Origin of the sequence: Geobacillus kaustophilus (genome assembly GCF_000948285.1) — a bacterium.
Taxonomy (GTDB): domain Bacteria; phylum Bacillota; class Bacilli; order Bacillales; family Anoxybacillaceae; genus Geobacillus; species Geobacillus thermoleovorans_A.
The window spans coordinates 56,742-70,315 of the sequence record NZ_JYBP01000001.1 but is presented as its reverse complement, the minus strand read 5'-3'; the positions used below and the strand labels follow the sequence as shown (position 1 = coordinate 70,315).

Here is a 13,574-nt window from a genome sequence, read left to right as displayed (position 1 = left end):
GACAAAGAAAAACGGAGCGATAAATACCAGTTTTTTTGGCAAACGTCCGCTTATATTTTAAACGTTCAGACTCGATCATCGTTAGCATCACGTCCACCTTCCTTCATCTTTCACTCACTACATCGATAAAGAGTTTTTCAAGATCTTCATTTTCGCTGATTTTGCCTTCGTATTTGAGCGCCCCATTTTGAATAATGCCAATGTAATCGGCTAATTGTTTGACTTCTGATAAAATATGGCTTGATAAGATGATCGTCATTCCATTTTCGCAAAACGATTGGATAAGGGTTCGCAAGTCCTGTATACCTAATGGGTCCAGTCCGTTCGTTGGTTCGTCGAGAATGAGCAGTTTCGGGGAGTTTAAAAGAGCTTTGGCAATTCCCAACCTCTGCTTCATCCCGAGAGAAAATTGGGAGACTTTCTTTTTGCCCGTGTTTTCTAAACCGACAATTTTCAGCACTTCCTCGATTCTCGAATTTGGCAAATTTAGCAGTTTGGCATACACGAGTAAATTCTCATAGGCCGTTAAATTGCCGTAAAGAGCCGGGGATTCGATTAGCGCCCCAATGTCTTTCAAATCTTTTCTGCTCCAAGGATGGCCGTTGATCATGATTTCCCCTTTTGTCGGACGCAGCAGCCCTGTCAGCATTTTTAAAATCGTTGACTTCCCCGCTCCGTTTGGCCCGAGCAGTCCATAAATCGTCTGTTTTTTCACTCTCATTGACACATTGTCCACCGCTAGCTGTTTGCCAAACGTTTTGCTTAAATGATGAGTTTCCAATAGATATTCTCCCATGTTCATGCTCCTTTCATTAATGAACGGTTTTGTTAGCGAGACTAATCATCGTCTCTGTGTTGCTTTTATAGTAATACGTCCTTATAATGTTTTTATCAGAAAAAAGCACGGAAATTTGGCAAAGGAGAGACGTGTAGGGGGGGAGATAGGGTTTGCGTGATCGCATCGACTTCTTATGCAAGTCCATTCTGGCGATCAAAACAGCGGGTCGATTGGTCCTCGGGATTGATGGGCTAAGCCGATCGGGCAAAACGACATTAGCCAATCAGTTGAGTCAAACGCTGCAGGAGCAAGGCGTCTCCGTGTGTGTTTTTCACATGGATGATCATATTGTCGAGCGCGCCAAACGTTATCATACGGGAAACGAAGAATGGTTTGAATATTATTATTTACAGTGGGATGTAGAGTGGCTAACGCATCAGTTGTTCCGTCAACTCAAAGCATCCCACCAGTTGACCCTGCCGTTTTATGATCATGAGGCTGATGCGCACTCGAAGCGAACGGTTTATCTCTCTGATTCGGACATGATCATGATTGAAGGTGTTTTTCTGCAAAGGAAAGAATGGAGGCCGTTTTTTGACTTTGTCGTCTATTTGGATTGTCTGCGGGAGATTCGCTTTGCCCGTGAAAACGATCAGGTGAAACAAAACATCCAAAAGTTCATCAACCGGTATTGGAAAGCAGAAGACTATTATTTGAAAACAGAAGAACCGATCAAGCGCGCGGACGTTGTTTTCGATATGTCGTAATAGGGAGAGTCATTGCCTGTTACACAAAATTTTCGTCTTCCTTGTATTCGATGCATCCGCGCTGCCGTTTTATGTAGCGCTGTACCAAGCGTTCCGGTTGTTGACTTATATTGACCGAAACGACGTGTTTTCCAAGTCATCGGTCAAAGCGTTAAAGGCGATCAAATACGTCATGGGTGACCTATGAGGTCGGGGGAATCCGCTGCCGGATGCCGCTTGTTCTGTCCTTTTTGCTGATCGGATTTTTCATCTGGACCGCGGAAAACATCGCCACCTTTTTTGGCGCTTGGCAATATCCAAACCAAGCGAAGGCGTGGAGCCTTGTCCATGTGGGGAAAGTGAGCTCGTGGTGTTTGCTCGTCATTGTCAGTTTTCTCATCGTGGCGACGTTAAAGCAAGTGAAGGGGAGATATCTCCATAACGAACAATCCCTGTGACAGGAGCGATGGAGCGTTCACTTGAAGATGGGAAATAGTTGTAAGCCGAGCAGGGCTGGGAATTGGCTGGCCGCTGCTCGGTTTTTTCTTTATGAGGGGCTCGTTCCTCACGGGAGCTGTGCCTTGATTTCTTCAATTTGGGCGAGGTGGCGCTGTTCATGGTAGCCGACAAATTCGACCCATTGCTTCAAATTCAAGGGCCCAAAAATTGGATGTGGGAACGATTTGGCTTCCCAATCAGCCGGGTTGGCTTGTTCCGTGATTTGGCGCAACCGTTGCCGCGATTGGCGCAATTTTTCTTCCAGCTCACGCCAAGAGAAAAAGCGATCGCTCGGGCGGGCGAAATCAGGCGCCTCCACTTTTTTCGAACGGTCCACCGTCAAGTGGATCGGTTTCTCCTCGACGGGCTGGCTCACGCCATGCGTCAATGTATGGGCGATCATGGCTGCGATCGATGTTTCGATTAAGTACAAATGTTCAAGCACTTGGGCGATGGTCCAAGTCCCTTTCGCCGCCCGGGTGTTCAGCTGTTCGTCCGATAGCCCGGAAACACTTTCGATCAGTTGTTGACGCACTTGTTCGTTATAATCCATAATTTTCCCTCGTTTCCATGTGGATTTTGTTTGATCATACTACATGGGCGGCGAGCCGTAAAGCCGTTTCGTGTTCGAGGTGATGATTGTTTTGACTTGTTCGATATCTTGGCCATAGTGTTTAGCGACGGCACGGACGGAGTCCAACAGCCATAACGGCGTCGTCAGCTTTCCGTGGAATGGACCTGCAAACGGCCATGGGCCGTCGGTTTCGAGAAGCAGCTGCTCGATGGGAACGAGGGATAACAGCTTTTGGTCGCGCTCGCGGTAGCACACTTCCGGCGTGACGGAAATATAGTAGCCGCACTCGACGATTTGTTTGACCACAGCTGGATCCGCCTTCAGCCAGTGGAAATGGGCTTGTCGGATGCCGGCCTGCCGCAACATGGCCAAGGTCGTTTCTGCGCGATCGTATACGGCGTGAAGAACGAGCGGCAAGGAGGCATCCGCGGCGATGGCCGCGATTTCCGCCAATCGTTCTTGATGCGCGGGCAACTCGATGCACGCTTCAGCGGAGTAGTACGGCAGTCCGACTTCGCCGATGGCGTCGAGCAGCGGCCGCTCTTGCTTGACGAGCTCCGTCCATTCGTTCCAATCGGCTCCGCTTGGCAGCGGCTGTTCGGGATGAAAACCGATGGCGGCGTAGACGAACGAAGGGAATCGCTGCTTCAGCTCGAGCGTCCGGCAGCTTGAGCGCAAATCGGTGGATACGGCGACGACGCCGGTGATGCCCGCTTCTTGCCAACGGTTGATTTGTTCATCGATGTCCGTGTACTGCTCGAGATGAATATGAGCGTCGATCATCCACAGCGCCCCCCTGTCCTTTTTGCCGTCCCGCCGGCTGAGGCTTTCCGCCTTTTCATCCCCACTCCTTATCAATCTGATACTTGCGGATGCGGTATTGCAAGTTTTGTCGGCTCAAACCAAGCGCTTTGGCCGTTTTGGTAATATTGAAGCCATGGTGCTGCAGCGCCTTGCGGATGTAGTAAATTTCGACTTCTTCCATGTATTTGTCAAGCGGCAAAATGTCTTCCGTATCAAATAAAAAGTCCGTTTTGGCATCATCGGGCGCGAGCTTGGCCCGAAAAGAGACAGGGAGATGGGCGAGAGTGATCGTCTCCTCTTGTTCCATCGTCGCCATTGTTTCTGAGATGACCGCCTCAAGTTCGCGCACGTTGCCGGGCCAGCTGTAAGCGAGAAATGCCTCTTGCACGTCATCGCCGAGTCCTTCGACATGTAGGTCATAGCGCTCGTTGCCTTGACGGATGAAATGGATAGCGAGCGGCAAAATGTCCTCTTTCCGTTCGCGCAGTGGCGGCAGGACGATGCAGTGGACGGCAAGCTGATAGTATAGCGGCTTAAGCAGCTTACCCGCTTGAACAGCGTCAATCGGGTCGCCGCTTGTCGAGGCGATGAGGCGGACGTCGGCCTGGATCGGTTTTCGGCCGCCAACGCGGATAAATTGCCTTTCTTGCAGAAAACGGACGAGCTTTTCCTGTAATGCCGGGCTTAAGGCATCGATATCGTCAAGCAACACGGTGCCGCCGTCCGCCTGTTCGAACAATCCAACTTGGGTTTCGCCGTCTTTTTCACTGCCAAACAGCATGGTTTCGATCCAATCGTCTGGAAGCGACAAACACGTTTGCGCAAAAAATGGTTTGGATCGCCGTTCGCTTTCGTGGTGAATGCAGGAAGCCAGCAAGTCTTTTCCTGTCCCTTTTTCGCCAATGAGCAGCACAGGCGCTTCCGAACGGGCGGCATGACGAGCAAGACGGATGGCCTTTTGCATGGCTTCGCTTTGGCCGATGATGTCCGCAAACGTGCGACCGGCTTCACCACGCTGGTGCTGCTCTTGGATGAGCTTGCGGAATTTGGTGATGTCTTTGGCGATTTCCACTGCACCGATGATGCGCCCGTCTTTTTGCAGCGGGTGCGTTTGATTGATGGTCGTGACTGCTTGACCCTTGTTATTGAAATACGTTTGCTGTTTGTTTAGGATGCTTTCACCGGTGCGCAGCGCTTCAAGCAATGTGCTCGGCTGCTCCGGGTTGAAGCGGAAGACGTCTAAAATGTTTTTATCGAGCACGTCCTCAACGTCCATTCCTTCGATCTCCCGCATTTTCCGATTGTAAATGACGGTTTTTCCATGTTGGTCGACCGCATGGACGCCAAGGTCGATCATTTCAAGAATTTGCTCGTACATCGATAAAAGCGTTTCCATATCCCGGTTCACGATCAGCACCTCTCTTTTTTGTATTATAGCATAAGGCGGACGGGAGACAGGAAGGGAAAGAAAGGTGCGAAAAAAATTTTTGCTAAATATATTGAAAATAGAAAAAAATAATTTCATAATAAAGTTGTGATACATTAGAAAGTGAAAAATAATTTTGCGTAGAAGGAGGTTGCTGTTCGTTTGATAAAAATGTAAGCGGTTGCGGAATCTATCATAGAGAGGGGAGAGTTTTCGGATGCAACCAGTGCAAGAACTGAAACGAGAGCTAAAAAGTAGGCATTTATTTATGATCGCGCTAGGCGGAGTGATCGGCACCGGTTTGTTTTTAGGATCGGGTTATACGATTCATGAGGCGGGGCCAGGAGGGGCCGTCGTTGCTTATCTTTTTGGCGGATTGGTCATGTATTTGACAATGCTTTCGTTAGGAGAATTGGCCGTGAGAATTCCCGATGCCGGGTCGTATCAGACGTATGCGACGAAGTTCATCTCGCCGGCAGTGGGGTATTGCATCGGTTGGCTGTCATGGCTGAACTGGTCGGTGACGGTCGGCATCGAGCTTCTCACCGTCAGCATCCTCATGAAACGATGGTTTCCCGATGTGCCGACATGGGTGTTTTGCGCCGTCTTCGCTTTGTTGCTCTTTTTGATCAATGCGTTGTCAGTCAAGGGGTTTGGCGAGGTGGAGTTTTGGTTTTCAAGCGTGAAAGTGTTGACGGTCATCGCTTTTATTGTCCTTGGGTTGGCGGCGATGTTTGGAGTCATCCATATGAAAAATGGACAACCTGCCCCGTTTTTCTCGAATTTTACAGACCATGGTGGCTTGTTTCCGAACGGGTTTTGGGCGATCTTTACGACGATGATCCTCGTGAACTTTTCGTTCCAGGGGACGGAATTGGTCGGCGTGGCGGCAGGGGAAAGCCGCGAGCCGGAAAAAACGGTGCCGGTTGCGTTGCGCAACACCGTATGGCGCATTTTGATTTTCTTTATTTTGGCCATTTTTGTGCTGGCTGGTTTGTTTCCGTGGGAGAAAGCCGGCGTTGTTGAAAGTCCGTTTGTGGTGGTGTTTGACAATATCGGCATTCCGTATGCGGCCGATATCATGAACTTTGTGATTATTACCGCGGTGCTGTCGGTGGCCAACTCAGGCTTATATGCGACATCGCGCGTTCTCTGGTCGATGTCGCGCCAAGGCATGGTCACTCCGTTTTTCAGCAAGCTATCGAAACGCGGCGTGCCCATCAATGCGCTTATTGCCAGCATTGCCATCGGCTGCTTGTCTCTGTTGTGCAGCATTTACGCCGAAGATACGGTCTACGTCTGGCTGACGGCGATCGCTGGATTTGGCGCCGTCACGGTGTGGGCTTCGATCGCGCTGTCAAGTTATTTCGGCCGGAAAGCGTTTTTGCGTGAAGGCGGCGATGTGCGCGATCTGAAATACCGGACGCCGTTGTATCCGTTCGTGCCGCTGGCTGCGTTTGCGTTGAATATGGCAACGATCATCGGGCTGGCCTTTATCCCAGACCAACGGATCGCTCTTTACTGCGGCATTCCGTTTTTGCTCGCCTGCTACGGGTACTACCACCTTGTGGCGAAAAAACGGCTTCAGCCTTTAACCGTGGAAAAAGGGGAGCTCAAGGCCGCCAAGTAAAAACAATTGAAAAATGCCATAATCATTTGCATAATATAAATATGAAACCGTTTTATGATGAAAAATTTTTTTGCCTTTAATTTAATAAAGGAGGATGACGAAATGGTGCAGCCGTACAGACACGAACCGCTCACCGACTTTACCGTGGAAGCAAACCGTGAGGCGTTTTTAGCGGCGCTCGAAAAAGTGGAATCGGAGCTTGGGCGCGACTATCCGCTTGTCATCGGCGGCGAGCGCATCATGACCGAAGACAAAATCATTTCGATCAACCCGGCGAACAAAACGGAAGTGGTCGGCCGGGTGGCGAAAGCGAACAAAGAGCTGGCGGAGCGGGCGATGAAAACCGCTGATGAAGCGTTCCGCACATGGAGCCGGACGAGCCCGGAAGCGCGGGCGGATATTTTGTTCCGCGCGGCAGCGATCGTGCGCCGGCGCAAGCACGAGTTTTCCGCTTGGATGGTGAAAGAAGCGGGCAAGCCGTGGCGCGAAGCGGACGCCGATACGGCGGAAGCGATTGACTTTATGGAATATTACGGCCGGCAGATGCTGAAGTTGAAAGACGGTATTCCGGTTGAGAGCCGTCCGGGGGAAACGAACCGGTTCTTCTACATTCCGCTTGGCGTCGGGGTCGTCATTTCGCCGTGGAACTTCCCGTTTGCCATTATGGCGGGGACGACGGTGGCTTCGCTGGTGACAGGCAATACGGTGCTGTTGAAACCGGCGAGCGCAACGCCGGTGGTGGCTTATAAATTTGTGGAAGTGTTGGAAGAAGCGGGGCTTCCGGCTGGTGTATTGAACTACATTCCGGGCAGCGGCGCAGAAGTCGGCGACTATTTGGTCGATCATCCGCGCACGCGGTTTATCAGCTTCACCGGTTCGCGCGATGTCGGCATCCGCATTTATGAGCGGGCAGCGAAAGTGCACCCAGGGCAAATTTGGCTGAAACGCGTCATCGCGGAAATGGGCGGCAAAGATGCCATCGTCGTCGATAAAGAAGCCGATCTCGAACTGGCGGCGCAATCGATTGTCGCGTCGGCGTTTGGCTTTTCGGGGCAAAAATGTTCGGCGTGCTCGCGCGCGATCGTTGTTCAAGATGTCTACGACCAAGTGTTGAACCGCGTCGTCGAGCTGACGAAGCAGCTCAACGTCGGCGACCCGGCGGAGCAAGCGACGTTTATGGGCCCGGTCATCGACCAAGGGGCGTACAACAAAATTATGGAGTATATCGAAATCGGCAAACAAGAAGGCCGTCTCATGACGGGCGGAGAAGGAGACGATTCGAAAGGGTTTTTCATCCAGCCGACCGTGTTTGCTGATGTTGCCCCGAACGCGCGCATCATGCAAGAAGAAATTTTTGGACCGGTCGTGGCATTTGCGAAAGCGCGGGACTTTGACCATGCGCTTGAGATTGCGAACAATACGGAATACGGATTGACAGGCGCCGTCATTTCGCGCAACCGGGCGAACCTCGAGAAAGCGCGGCACGAGTTCCATGTCGGCAACTTGTACTTCAACCGCGGCTGCACGGGTGCGATCGTCGGGTATCAGCCGTTTGGCGGCTTCAACATGTCGGGCACTGACTCGAAAGCAGGCGGCCCGGACTATTTAATCCTTCACATGCAAGCCAAAACGGTGTCGGAAATGTTTTAAACCAAAAAGGGCGGCGGCGTCCGCCCTTTTATAGCGAAGAAATACAGAGAAGGAAGGGAGCGGTTGATGATGGCAACGAAGTCCGAACAGCTTATTGAACAGACGGAGCGATATGGAGCGCATAATTACCATCCGCTGCCGATCGTTATTTCTGAAGCCGAAGGGGTATGGGTGAAAGACCCGGAAGGCAATCGTTATATGGACATGTTAAGCGCGTATTCAGCCGTCAACCAAGGACACCGCCATCCAAAAATCATTGAGGCGTTGAAAAAGCAGGCTGACCGGGTGACGCTCACATCGCGCGCGTTCCATAACGACCAGCTCGGCCCGTGGTACGAAAAAGTGTGCCGGTTGACGAAAAAAGATATGGTGCTGCCGATGAACACCGGCGCCGAGGCGGTCGAAACAGCGCTCAAGGCGGCGCGCCGCTGGGCGTATGACGTGAAAGGCGTCCCCGACAATCAGGCGGAAATCATCGTCTGTGAAGGCAACTTCCACGGCCGGACGCTCGCCGCGGTGTCCTTGTCGTCCGAACCGGCCTATAAACGCGGTTTTGGTCCGCTGTTGCCAGGGGTGAAAATCATCCCGTACGGGGATATCGAAGCGCTGAAGGCGGCGATCACGCCAAATACGGCGGCGTTTCTTGTCGAACCGATCCAAGGGGAAGCCGGCATCCGCATCCCACCGCAAGGATTTTTGAAAGCCGCGTATGATGTGTGCAAGGCAAACAACGTCTTGTTCATCGCTGATGAAATCCAAACGGGATTGGGGCGAACTGGAAAGTTATTTGCTTGCGACTGGGAAGATGTTGTGCCTGACATGTATATTTTAGGGAAAGCGTTGGGCGGCGGGGTGTTCCCGATTTCGTGCGTCGTCGCCAACCGCGATATTTTGTCGGTGTTTGAACCCGGCTCGCACGGATCGACGTTCGGCGGCAATCCGCTCGCTTGCGCGGTGTCGATCGCCGCACTTGAGGTGATCGAAGAAGAGCGGCTGGCAGAGCGTTCGCTTGAGCTTGGCGAGTACTTCCTTTCGAAACTAAAACAAATCCGAAACGTCGATGTGAAAGAAATCCGCGGCCGCGGCTTGTTTATCGGCGTTGAGCTGCATGTGCCGGCGCGCCCGTACTGTGAGGCGCTGAAAGAGCAAGGATTGCTTTGCAAAGAAACGCACGAAACGGTCATCCGTTTCGCACCGCCGCTCATCATTACGAAAGAAGAATTGGATTGGGCGTTCGAGCGGATTGCGAAGGTCTTGTCCCGTCCATAAATCGAGGCGAAGAGGCGAATAAAGCGATGGAAGAAAATATGTTTCTCTCCACCCAGCGCGTGATCAAAGAGGCGCTGGCCAAACTCGGCTACGGTGAGGAGATGTATGAGCTGCTGAAAGAGCCATTGCGCGTCCTCACCGTACGCATTCCGGTTCGTATGGATGACGGAACGGTGAAAGTGTTTACCGGGTACCGTGTCCAGCATAGCGATGCCGTAGGGCCCACCAAGGGGGGCATTCGCTTCCATCCGGACGTCACGGAGGAAGAAGTCAAGGCGCTGTCGATGTGGATGACGATCAAAGCCGGGATTGTGGGCCTGCCGTATGGTGGCGGCAAAGGTGGCATCGTCTGTGACCCGCGGAACATGTCGATGGGTGAGCTGGAGCGGCTCAGCCGTGGCTATGTGCGGGCGATCAGCCAGATCGTGGGACCATCCAAAGATATCCCGGCGCCGGACGTGTTTACGAACTCGCAAATCATGGCGTGGATGATGGATGAATATAGCCGCATCCGCGAGTTTGACTCGCCTGGGTTTATCACTGGCAAGCCGCTTGTGCTTGGCGGCTCCCATGGCCGAGAAAAAGCAACAGCGCTTGGGGTCACGATTTGCATCGAAGAGGCGGCGGAAAAAGTGGGAATCGGGTTGCAGGGAGCGCGTGTCATTATTCAAGGATTCGGCAATGCAGGCAGTTTTTTGGCCAAGTTTTTGCATGAGGTTGGAGCCCGCGTCATTGGTATTTCCGATGCGTATGGCGCATTGTATGACCCAAACGGACTGGATATTCCGTATTTGTTGGATCGCCGCGACAGTTTTGGCACGGTGACCACGCTGTTTGAGAATGTCATCACCAATCAAGAGCTGCTGGAAAAAGAGTGTGATATTTTAGTTCCGGCCGCGGTGGCCAATCAAATTACGCGTGACAATGCCCCGAATATTCGGGCTAAAATTGTGGTGGAAGCAGCCAACGGCCCAACGACGCTGGAGGCGACCAAAATCTTGACGGAGCGGGGCGTGCTGCTGGTGCCCGATGTGCTGGCGAGCGCCGGCGGAGTGACCGTTTCCTATTTTGAATGGGTGCAAAACAACCAAGGCTATTATTGGACGGAGGAGGAAGTCGTCGAGAAGCTGAAAGAGAAATTGACGAGCGCGTTTCATCGCGTCTATGAATTGGCGGAATCGCGCCGTGTGGATATGCGCATGGCGGCGTACATGATCGGGCTGCGCCAAACAGCGGAAGCCGCTCGCTATCGCGGTTGGGTATAATCATGGGAAAGTTGTGGCTAGGGGCGTGCCGCCCATCCTCATATCGTGGGGTGGGCGGCTTTTCGTTTGCGAGACGCCGATAAAGCCGGTGATGGGGGATAGCGAGGAGCAAAAGCAAGCCGCTTTTCTTTTTTGCACCGGAGATTTTTTTGTACTACCATATCATATACATACGATTAGGAAAGCGACATGCATACATACCATTAAGCTATGCGGAAGGAGAGAATGGCGCCATGCAGGCTTGGATCACTGATTTTATCGAGCAATTCGGATATATCGGCATTTTTTTGATGATCGCGCTTGAGAATATTTTCCCGCCGATTCCGTCGGAAGTCATTTTGCCGTTTGGCGGGTTTATGACGACGTACACGGCTTTGACGGTGCCCGGCGTTATTGCGGCGGCGACCGCCGGTTCGGTTGCCGGGGCATTGGTGCTGTACGGAATCGGCCGGCTGTTGTCTGTTGAGCGGCTTGAACGGATGGTCGACCGTTGGGGGGGATGGCTGCGGGTGAAGCCGGAAGACATCGCCAAGGTGAACCGGACGTTTCAGCGCTATGGGGTATGGGCCGTCTTTCTTGGCCGCATGATTCCGCTCGTGCGCAGCTTGATTTCCATTCCGGCTGGCATGGCGAAGATGAACATTGGGCTGTTTGTCTGGCTGTCCGTGCTCGGCACATTGATTTGGAATACGGCGCTTGTTTCGATCGGCGCAGCTCTTGGCCAGTCATGGAGGAAAGTATCCGACGTGATTGGCGCGTACGCTGAAGTCGTCTATGTCATCATCGCGATTGTCCTTGCCGTTGCAGTTGTCCGCTTTTGGAAAAGACGCCGGGTTTCATGAACCGGCGTCTTTTTTTGCGGGTGTCATCGTTCGGACCCGTTCTCATAACGGGCGGCGGATGTCAACGCTTTAGCAACAAGTAAATGAAATACGGCGCGCCGATCAAGGAGACGATGACCCCGGCGGGGAGCGGCTCGGCGAGGGCGTTGCGTCCAATCGTGTCGGCTGCAAGCAGCAGCCAGCCGCCGATCAACATCGCCGCCGGGATGGCCTGTTCATGGCGCGGGCCGACAATAGCTTTGGCGATATGCGGCGCCATCAAGCCGATGAACGAGATGCCTCCCGTCACGGAGACGGCGGCAGCCGCGACGGCAACAGCTGTCATCATAAGCACGAGCCGCTCGCGGCGAACGTGGACGCCGACCCCGATTGAAACCGAATCGCCTAAGTGCAAAATATTGAGATGCTTCGCCCGATACAACGCCACCAGTGTGCCCGCCGCCAGCCATGGCAGCATAGCCGAAATAAACGGCCAGTCATCGCCCCAGATGTTGCCGGAAAGCCAGCGGGCGATAAAATCGACTTTCGTCCGGTCAGCCGCGGAAATGAGGACGATCATCAGCCCGGAGAGCGCCATCGAAAACCCGACGCCGGTTAAGATAAACGACACCGGCTGCAGCCCGGTTGTTTTATTGTAGGAGACGGCATAGATGGCAGCCGCCGTCAGCAGCGCTCCGGCGAAGGCAACAAGAGGCAAGGTGTAAAGAAATGTTCCGGCCTCAATCGGGAAAAACAAAAAGAACAAGGCGACGCCTGCGCCTGCTCCGGCGTTGATCCCAAGCACGCCAGGGTCGGCGAGGTCATTGCGAGTGAGTCCTTGCAGCATGGCCCCGGATAAGGCGAGCGCCATGCCACCCAACAAGGTGATGAAAAGGCGCGGCAGGCGAAGGGAAAACAAAATGAGTTCCTCTTCCATCGAACCGTAGCCAAACAGTGTCGGGACGATGCGGTTATATGAAAGCGGCGCATCGCCGGTGCCCAAGGCGATAGCTGCCGTTGCGGCAATGAGCAGCGCAAGCAAGACAAAGAGCGAAAGGCTTTGTTTTCTCATGAAAAGCCCCTCCCTTGTTTCCGGACGACGAAGAGGAAAAACGGCAAGCCAATGACGGCGATAATGGCGGCTACCGGCGTTTCAAACGGCGCATGGATCGTGCGAGCTGCCGTGTCGGCCAGCACCATGGCGACGGCGCCGCCAGTCGCTGACAGCGGGATGACGAACCGGTAGTCGGCGCCGGTGATCCCCCGCACGAGGTGGGGAATCATTAAGCCGATAAAGGTGATGTTGCCGGCGATCGCGACCGATGCCCCCGTCAGCAAAAACACCGCCAGAAACAGCGCCATTTTCACCGCTGCTGTTTTTTGTCCGACGCCGACGGCGATGTCTTCGCTTAAGCTAAGGATCGTCAGCGGTCGCACATACGAAACGGCAATAGCCAGACCGATTGCAATGAGCGGGACGCCAACGGCCAGCTGTTTCCATGAGACACCGGCCACTCCGCCTGACGTCCACATCGAGACGTCTTTGGAAATGTGGAAATACAGTCCGATCCCTTCGGCGATGGCAAACAAAAGCGCCGAGACCGCCGAGCCGGCCAGGACGATGCGCAGCGGAGAAAACCCGCCTTGGCGCATGGCACCGATGCCAAAGACGGCCCCTGCCCCGACGGCCGCACCAAGCAAACAGGCGACCGTGATCAACAGATAATGGGCGGAAGGGAAAAAGGACATCGTCATGGCCAACGCCGCGTTCGCCCCAGCGGTGAGGCCAAGAAGCCCCGGATCGGCGAGCGGGTTGCGCGTCATCCCCTGCATGATCGCCCCGGCGACGGCAAGGCCGGCGCCGACAAAGGCGGCCGCCGTTTCGCGCGGCAAGCGGAGCTCGCGAATGAGATCAAGCTGTTTGCCTTGTTGATCGGAAAACAACGCCCGCCATACGTCGCTCCATGTCGTATCGGCGACGCCGACTCGCATCGAGCCAAACCAAACAGCGACAAGCAGGCCAAGCGACAGAACAAACGTATAGCGAAACGGCCAACGCCGGCGGTCTGCATCCATTGGTGACTCCCCCTTTGACATAAGAAAGGACGGGACA

At 53.5% G+C, this 13,574-nt stretch carries 12 protein-coding genes and 2 pseudogenes; 8 read left to right on the top strand and 6 right to left on the bottom strand.

Annotation, left to right across the window (positions count from 1 at the left end):
- Positions 1-103 precede the first annotated feature (103 nt).
- On the bottom strand, positions 104-796 hold the full coding sequence (locus LG52_RS00355; RefSeq protein WP_044730403.1) for a lantibiotic protection ABC transporter ATP-binding protein: 693 nt from the start codon (positions 794-796) through the stop codon (positions 104-106).
- Positions 797-948: 152 nt separating this feature from the next.
- Here LG52_RS00355 and LG52_RS00350 point away from each other — a divergent pair, with 152 nt between their 5' ends.
- From LG52_RS00350 to LG52_RS19560, 3 genes and pseudogenes are all read left to right on the top strand, one after another.
- Positions 949-1,545, top strand: a complete 597-nt coding sequence (locus tag LG52_RS00350) for a kinase (RefSeq protein ID WP_044730402.1) — start codon at positions 949-951, stop codon at positions 1,543-1,545.
- Positions 1,546-1,573: 28 nt separating this feature from the next.
- A pseudogene (locus LG52_RS19565) lies at positions 1,574-1,714 on the top strand (DUF2975 domain-containing protein); the annotation flags it as partial.
- Position 1,715: 1 nt separating this feature from the next.
- Positions 1,716-2,020, top strand: a pseudogene (locus LG52_RS19560) (DUF817 family protein); the annotation flags it as partial.
- A gap of 69 nt (positions 2,021-2,089) precedes the next feature.
- Here LG52_RS19560 and LG52_RS00340 read toward each other — a convergent pair.
- The 3 genes from LG52_RS00340 to LG52_RS00330 are packed head-to-tail and all read right to left on the bottom strand — an operon-like array spanning position 2,090 to position 4,808.
- Positions 2,090-2,575, bottom strand: coding sequence for a DinB family protein (locus LG52_RS00340; RefSeq protein WP_044730400.1), 486 nt, complete (start codon positions 2,573-2,575; stop codon positions 2,090-2,092).
- A 39-nt stretch (positions 2,576-2,614) separates the two neighbouring features.
- Complete coding sequence (locus LG52_RS00335) at positions 2,615-3,379, bottom strand: TatD family hydrolase (protein ID WP_044730399.1); 765 nt, start codon at positions 3,377-3,379, stop codon at positions 2,615-2,617.
- Positions 3,380-3,434: 55 nt separating this feature from the next.
- Positions 3,435-4,808 (bottom strand): sigma-54 interaction domain-containing protein, encoded by a 1,374-nt coding sequence (locus tag LG52_RS00330; protein ID WP_044730398.1) that lies wholly within the window; start codon positions 4,806-4,808, stop codon positions 3,435-3,437.
- A gap of 235 nt (positions 4,809-5,043) precedes the next feature.
- Here LG52_RS00330 and LG52_RS00325 point away from each other — a divergent pair, with 235 nt between their 5' ends.
- From LG52_RS00325 to LG52_RS00305, 5 genes are all read left to right on the top strand, one after another.
- The gene (locus LG52_RS00325; RefSeq protein WP_044730397.1) at positions 5,044-6,456 is read left to right on the top strand and encodes an amino acid permease; all 1,413 of its coding nucleotides are present in this window, start codon (positions 5,044-5,046) and stop codon (positions 6,454-6,456) included.
- A gap of 102 nt (positions 6,457-6,558) precedes the next feature.
- Entirely contained in the window at positions 6,559-8,106 is a 1,548-nt protein-coding gene (pruA, locus tag LG52_RS00320; protein ID WP_044730396.1) for an L-glutamate gamma-semialdehyde dehydrogenase, read from the top strand.
- Between the two features lie 69 nt (positions 8,107-8,175).
- Complete coding sequence (locus tag LG52_RS00315; RefSeq protein WP_044730422.1) at positions 8,176-9,375, top strand: ornithine--oxo-acid transaminase; 1,200 nt, start codon at positions 8,176-8,178, stop codon at positions 9,373-9,375.
- 26 nt (positions 9,376-9,401) lie between these two features.
- Positions 9,402-10,640 carry a Glu/Leu/Phe/Val family dehydrogenase gene (locus tag LG52_RS00310; RefSeq protein WP_044730395.1) on the top strand — a complete coding sequence of 413 codons (1,239 nt, stop codon included), beginning with the start codon at positions 9,402-9,404 and terminating at the stop codon, positions 10,638-10,640.
- A 233-nt stretch (positions 10,641-10,873) separates the two neighbouring features.
- Entirely contained in the window at positions 10,874-11,482 is a 609-nt protein-coding gene (locus LG52_RS00305) for a DedA family protein (protein WP_044730394.1), read from the top strand.
- 61 nt (positions 11,483-11,543) lie between these two features.
- Here the strand turns inward: LG52_RS00305 and LG52_RS00300 are convergent, their stop codons facing one another.
- Both LG52_RS00300 and LG52_RS00295 read right to left on the bottom strand, forming a co-directional pair.
- Complete coding sequence (locus tag LG52_RS00300) at positions 11,544-12,533, bottom strand: FecCD family ABC transporter permease (RefSeq protein WP_044730393.1); 990 nt, start codon at positions 12,531-12,533, stop codon at positions 11,544-11,546.
- On the bottom strand, positions 12,530-13,537 hold the full coding sequence (locus LG52_RS00295; protein WP_044730392.1) for a FecCD family ABC transporter permease: 1,008 nt from the start codon (positions 13,535-13,537) through the stop codon (positions 12,530-12,532). Before LG52_RS00295 ends, LG52_RS00300 begins: the two co-directional genes overlap by 4 nt.
- Positions 13,538-13,574: the final 37 nt, after the last annotated feature.

Bases quoted from the DNA above. Each gene is read 5' to 3' on its own strand.
- LG52_RS00355 (WP_044730403.1), bottom strand. From the start codon at position 796: ATGGGAGAATATCTATTGGAAACTCATCATTTAAGCAAAACGTTTGGC.
- LG52_RS00340 (WP_044730400.1), bottom strand. From the start codon at position 2,575: ATGGATTATAACGAACAAGTGCGTCAACAACTGATCGAAAGTGTTTCC.
- LG52_RS00335 (WP_044730399.1), bottom strand. From the start codon at position 3,379: ATGATCGACGCTCATATTCATCTCGAGCAGTACACGGACATCGATGAA.
- LG52_RS00325 (WP_044730397.1), top strand. From the start codon at position 5,044: ATGCAACCAGTGCAAGAACTGAAACGAGAGCTAAAAAGTAGGCATTTA.
- pruA (WP_044730396.1), top strand. From the start codon at position 6,559: ATGGTGCAGCCGTACAGACACGAACCGCTCACCGACTTTACCGTGGAA.
- LG52_RS00315 (WP_044730422.1), top strand. From the start codon at position 8,176: ATGGCAACGAAGTCCGAACAGCTTATTGAACAGACGGAGCGATATGGA.
- LG52_RS00310 (WP_044730395.1), top strand. From the start codon at position 9,402: ATGGAAGAAAATATGTTTCTCTCCACCCAGCGCGTGATCAAAGAGGCG.
- LG52_RS00305 (WP_044730394.1), top strand. From the start codon at position 10,874: ATGCAGGCTTGGATCACTGATTTTATCGAGCAATTCGGATATATCGGC.
- LG52_RS00300 (WP_044730393.1), bottom strand. From the start codon at position 12,533: ATGAGAAAACAAAGCCTTTCGCTCTTTGTCTTGCTTGCGCTGCTCATT.
- LG52_RS00295 (WP_044730392.1), bottom strand. From the start codon at position 13,537: ATGGATGCAGACCGCCGGCGTTGGCCGTTTCGCTATACGTTTGTTCTG.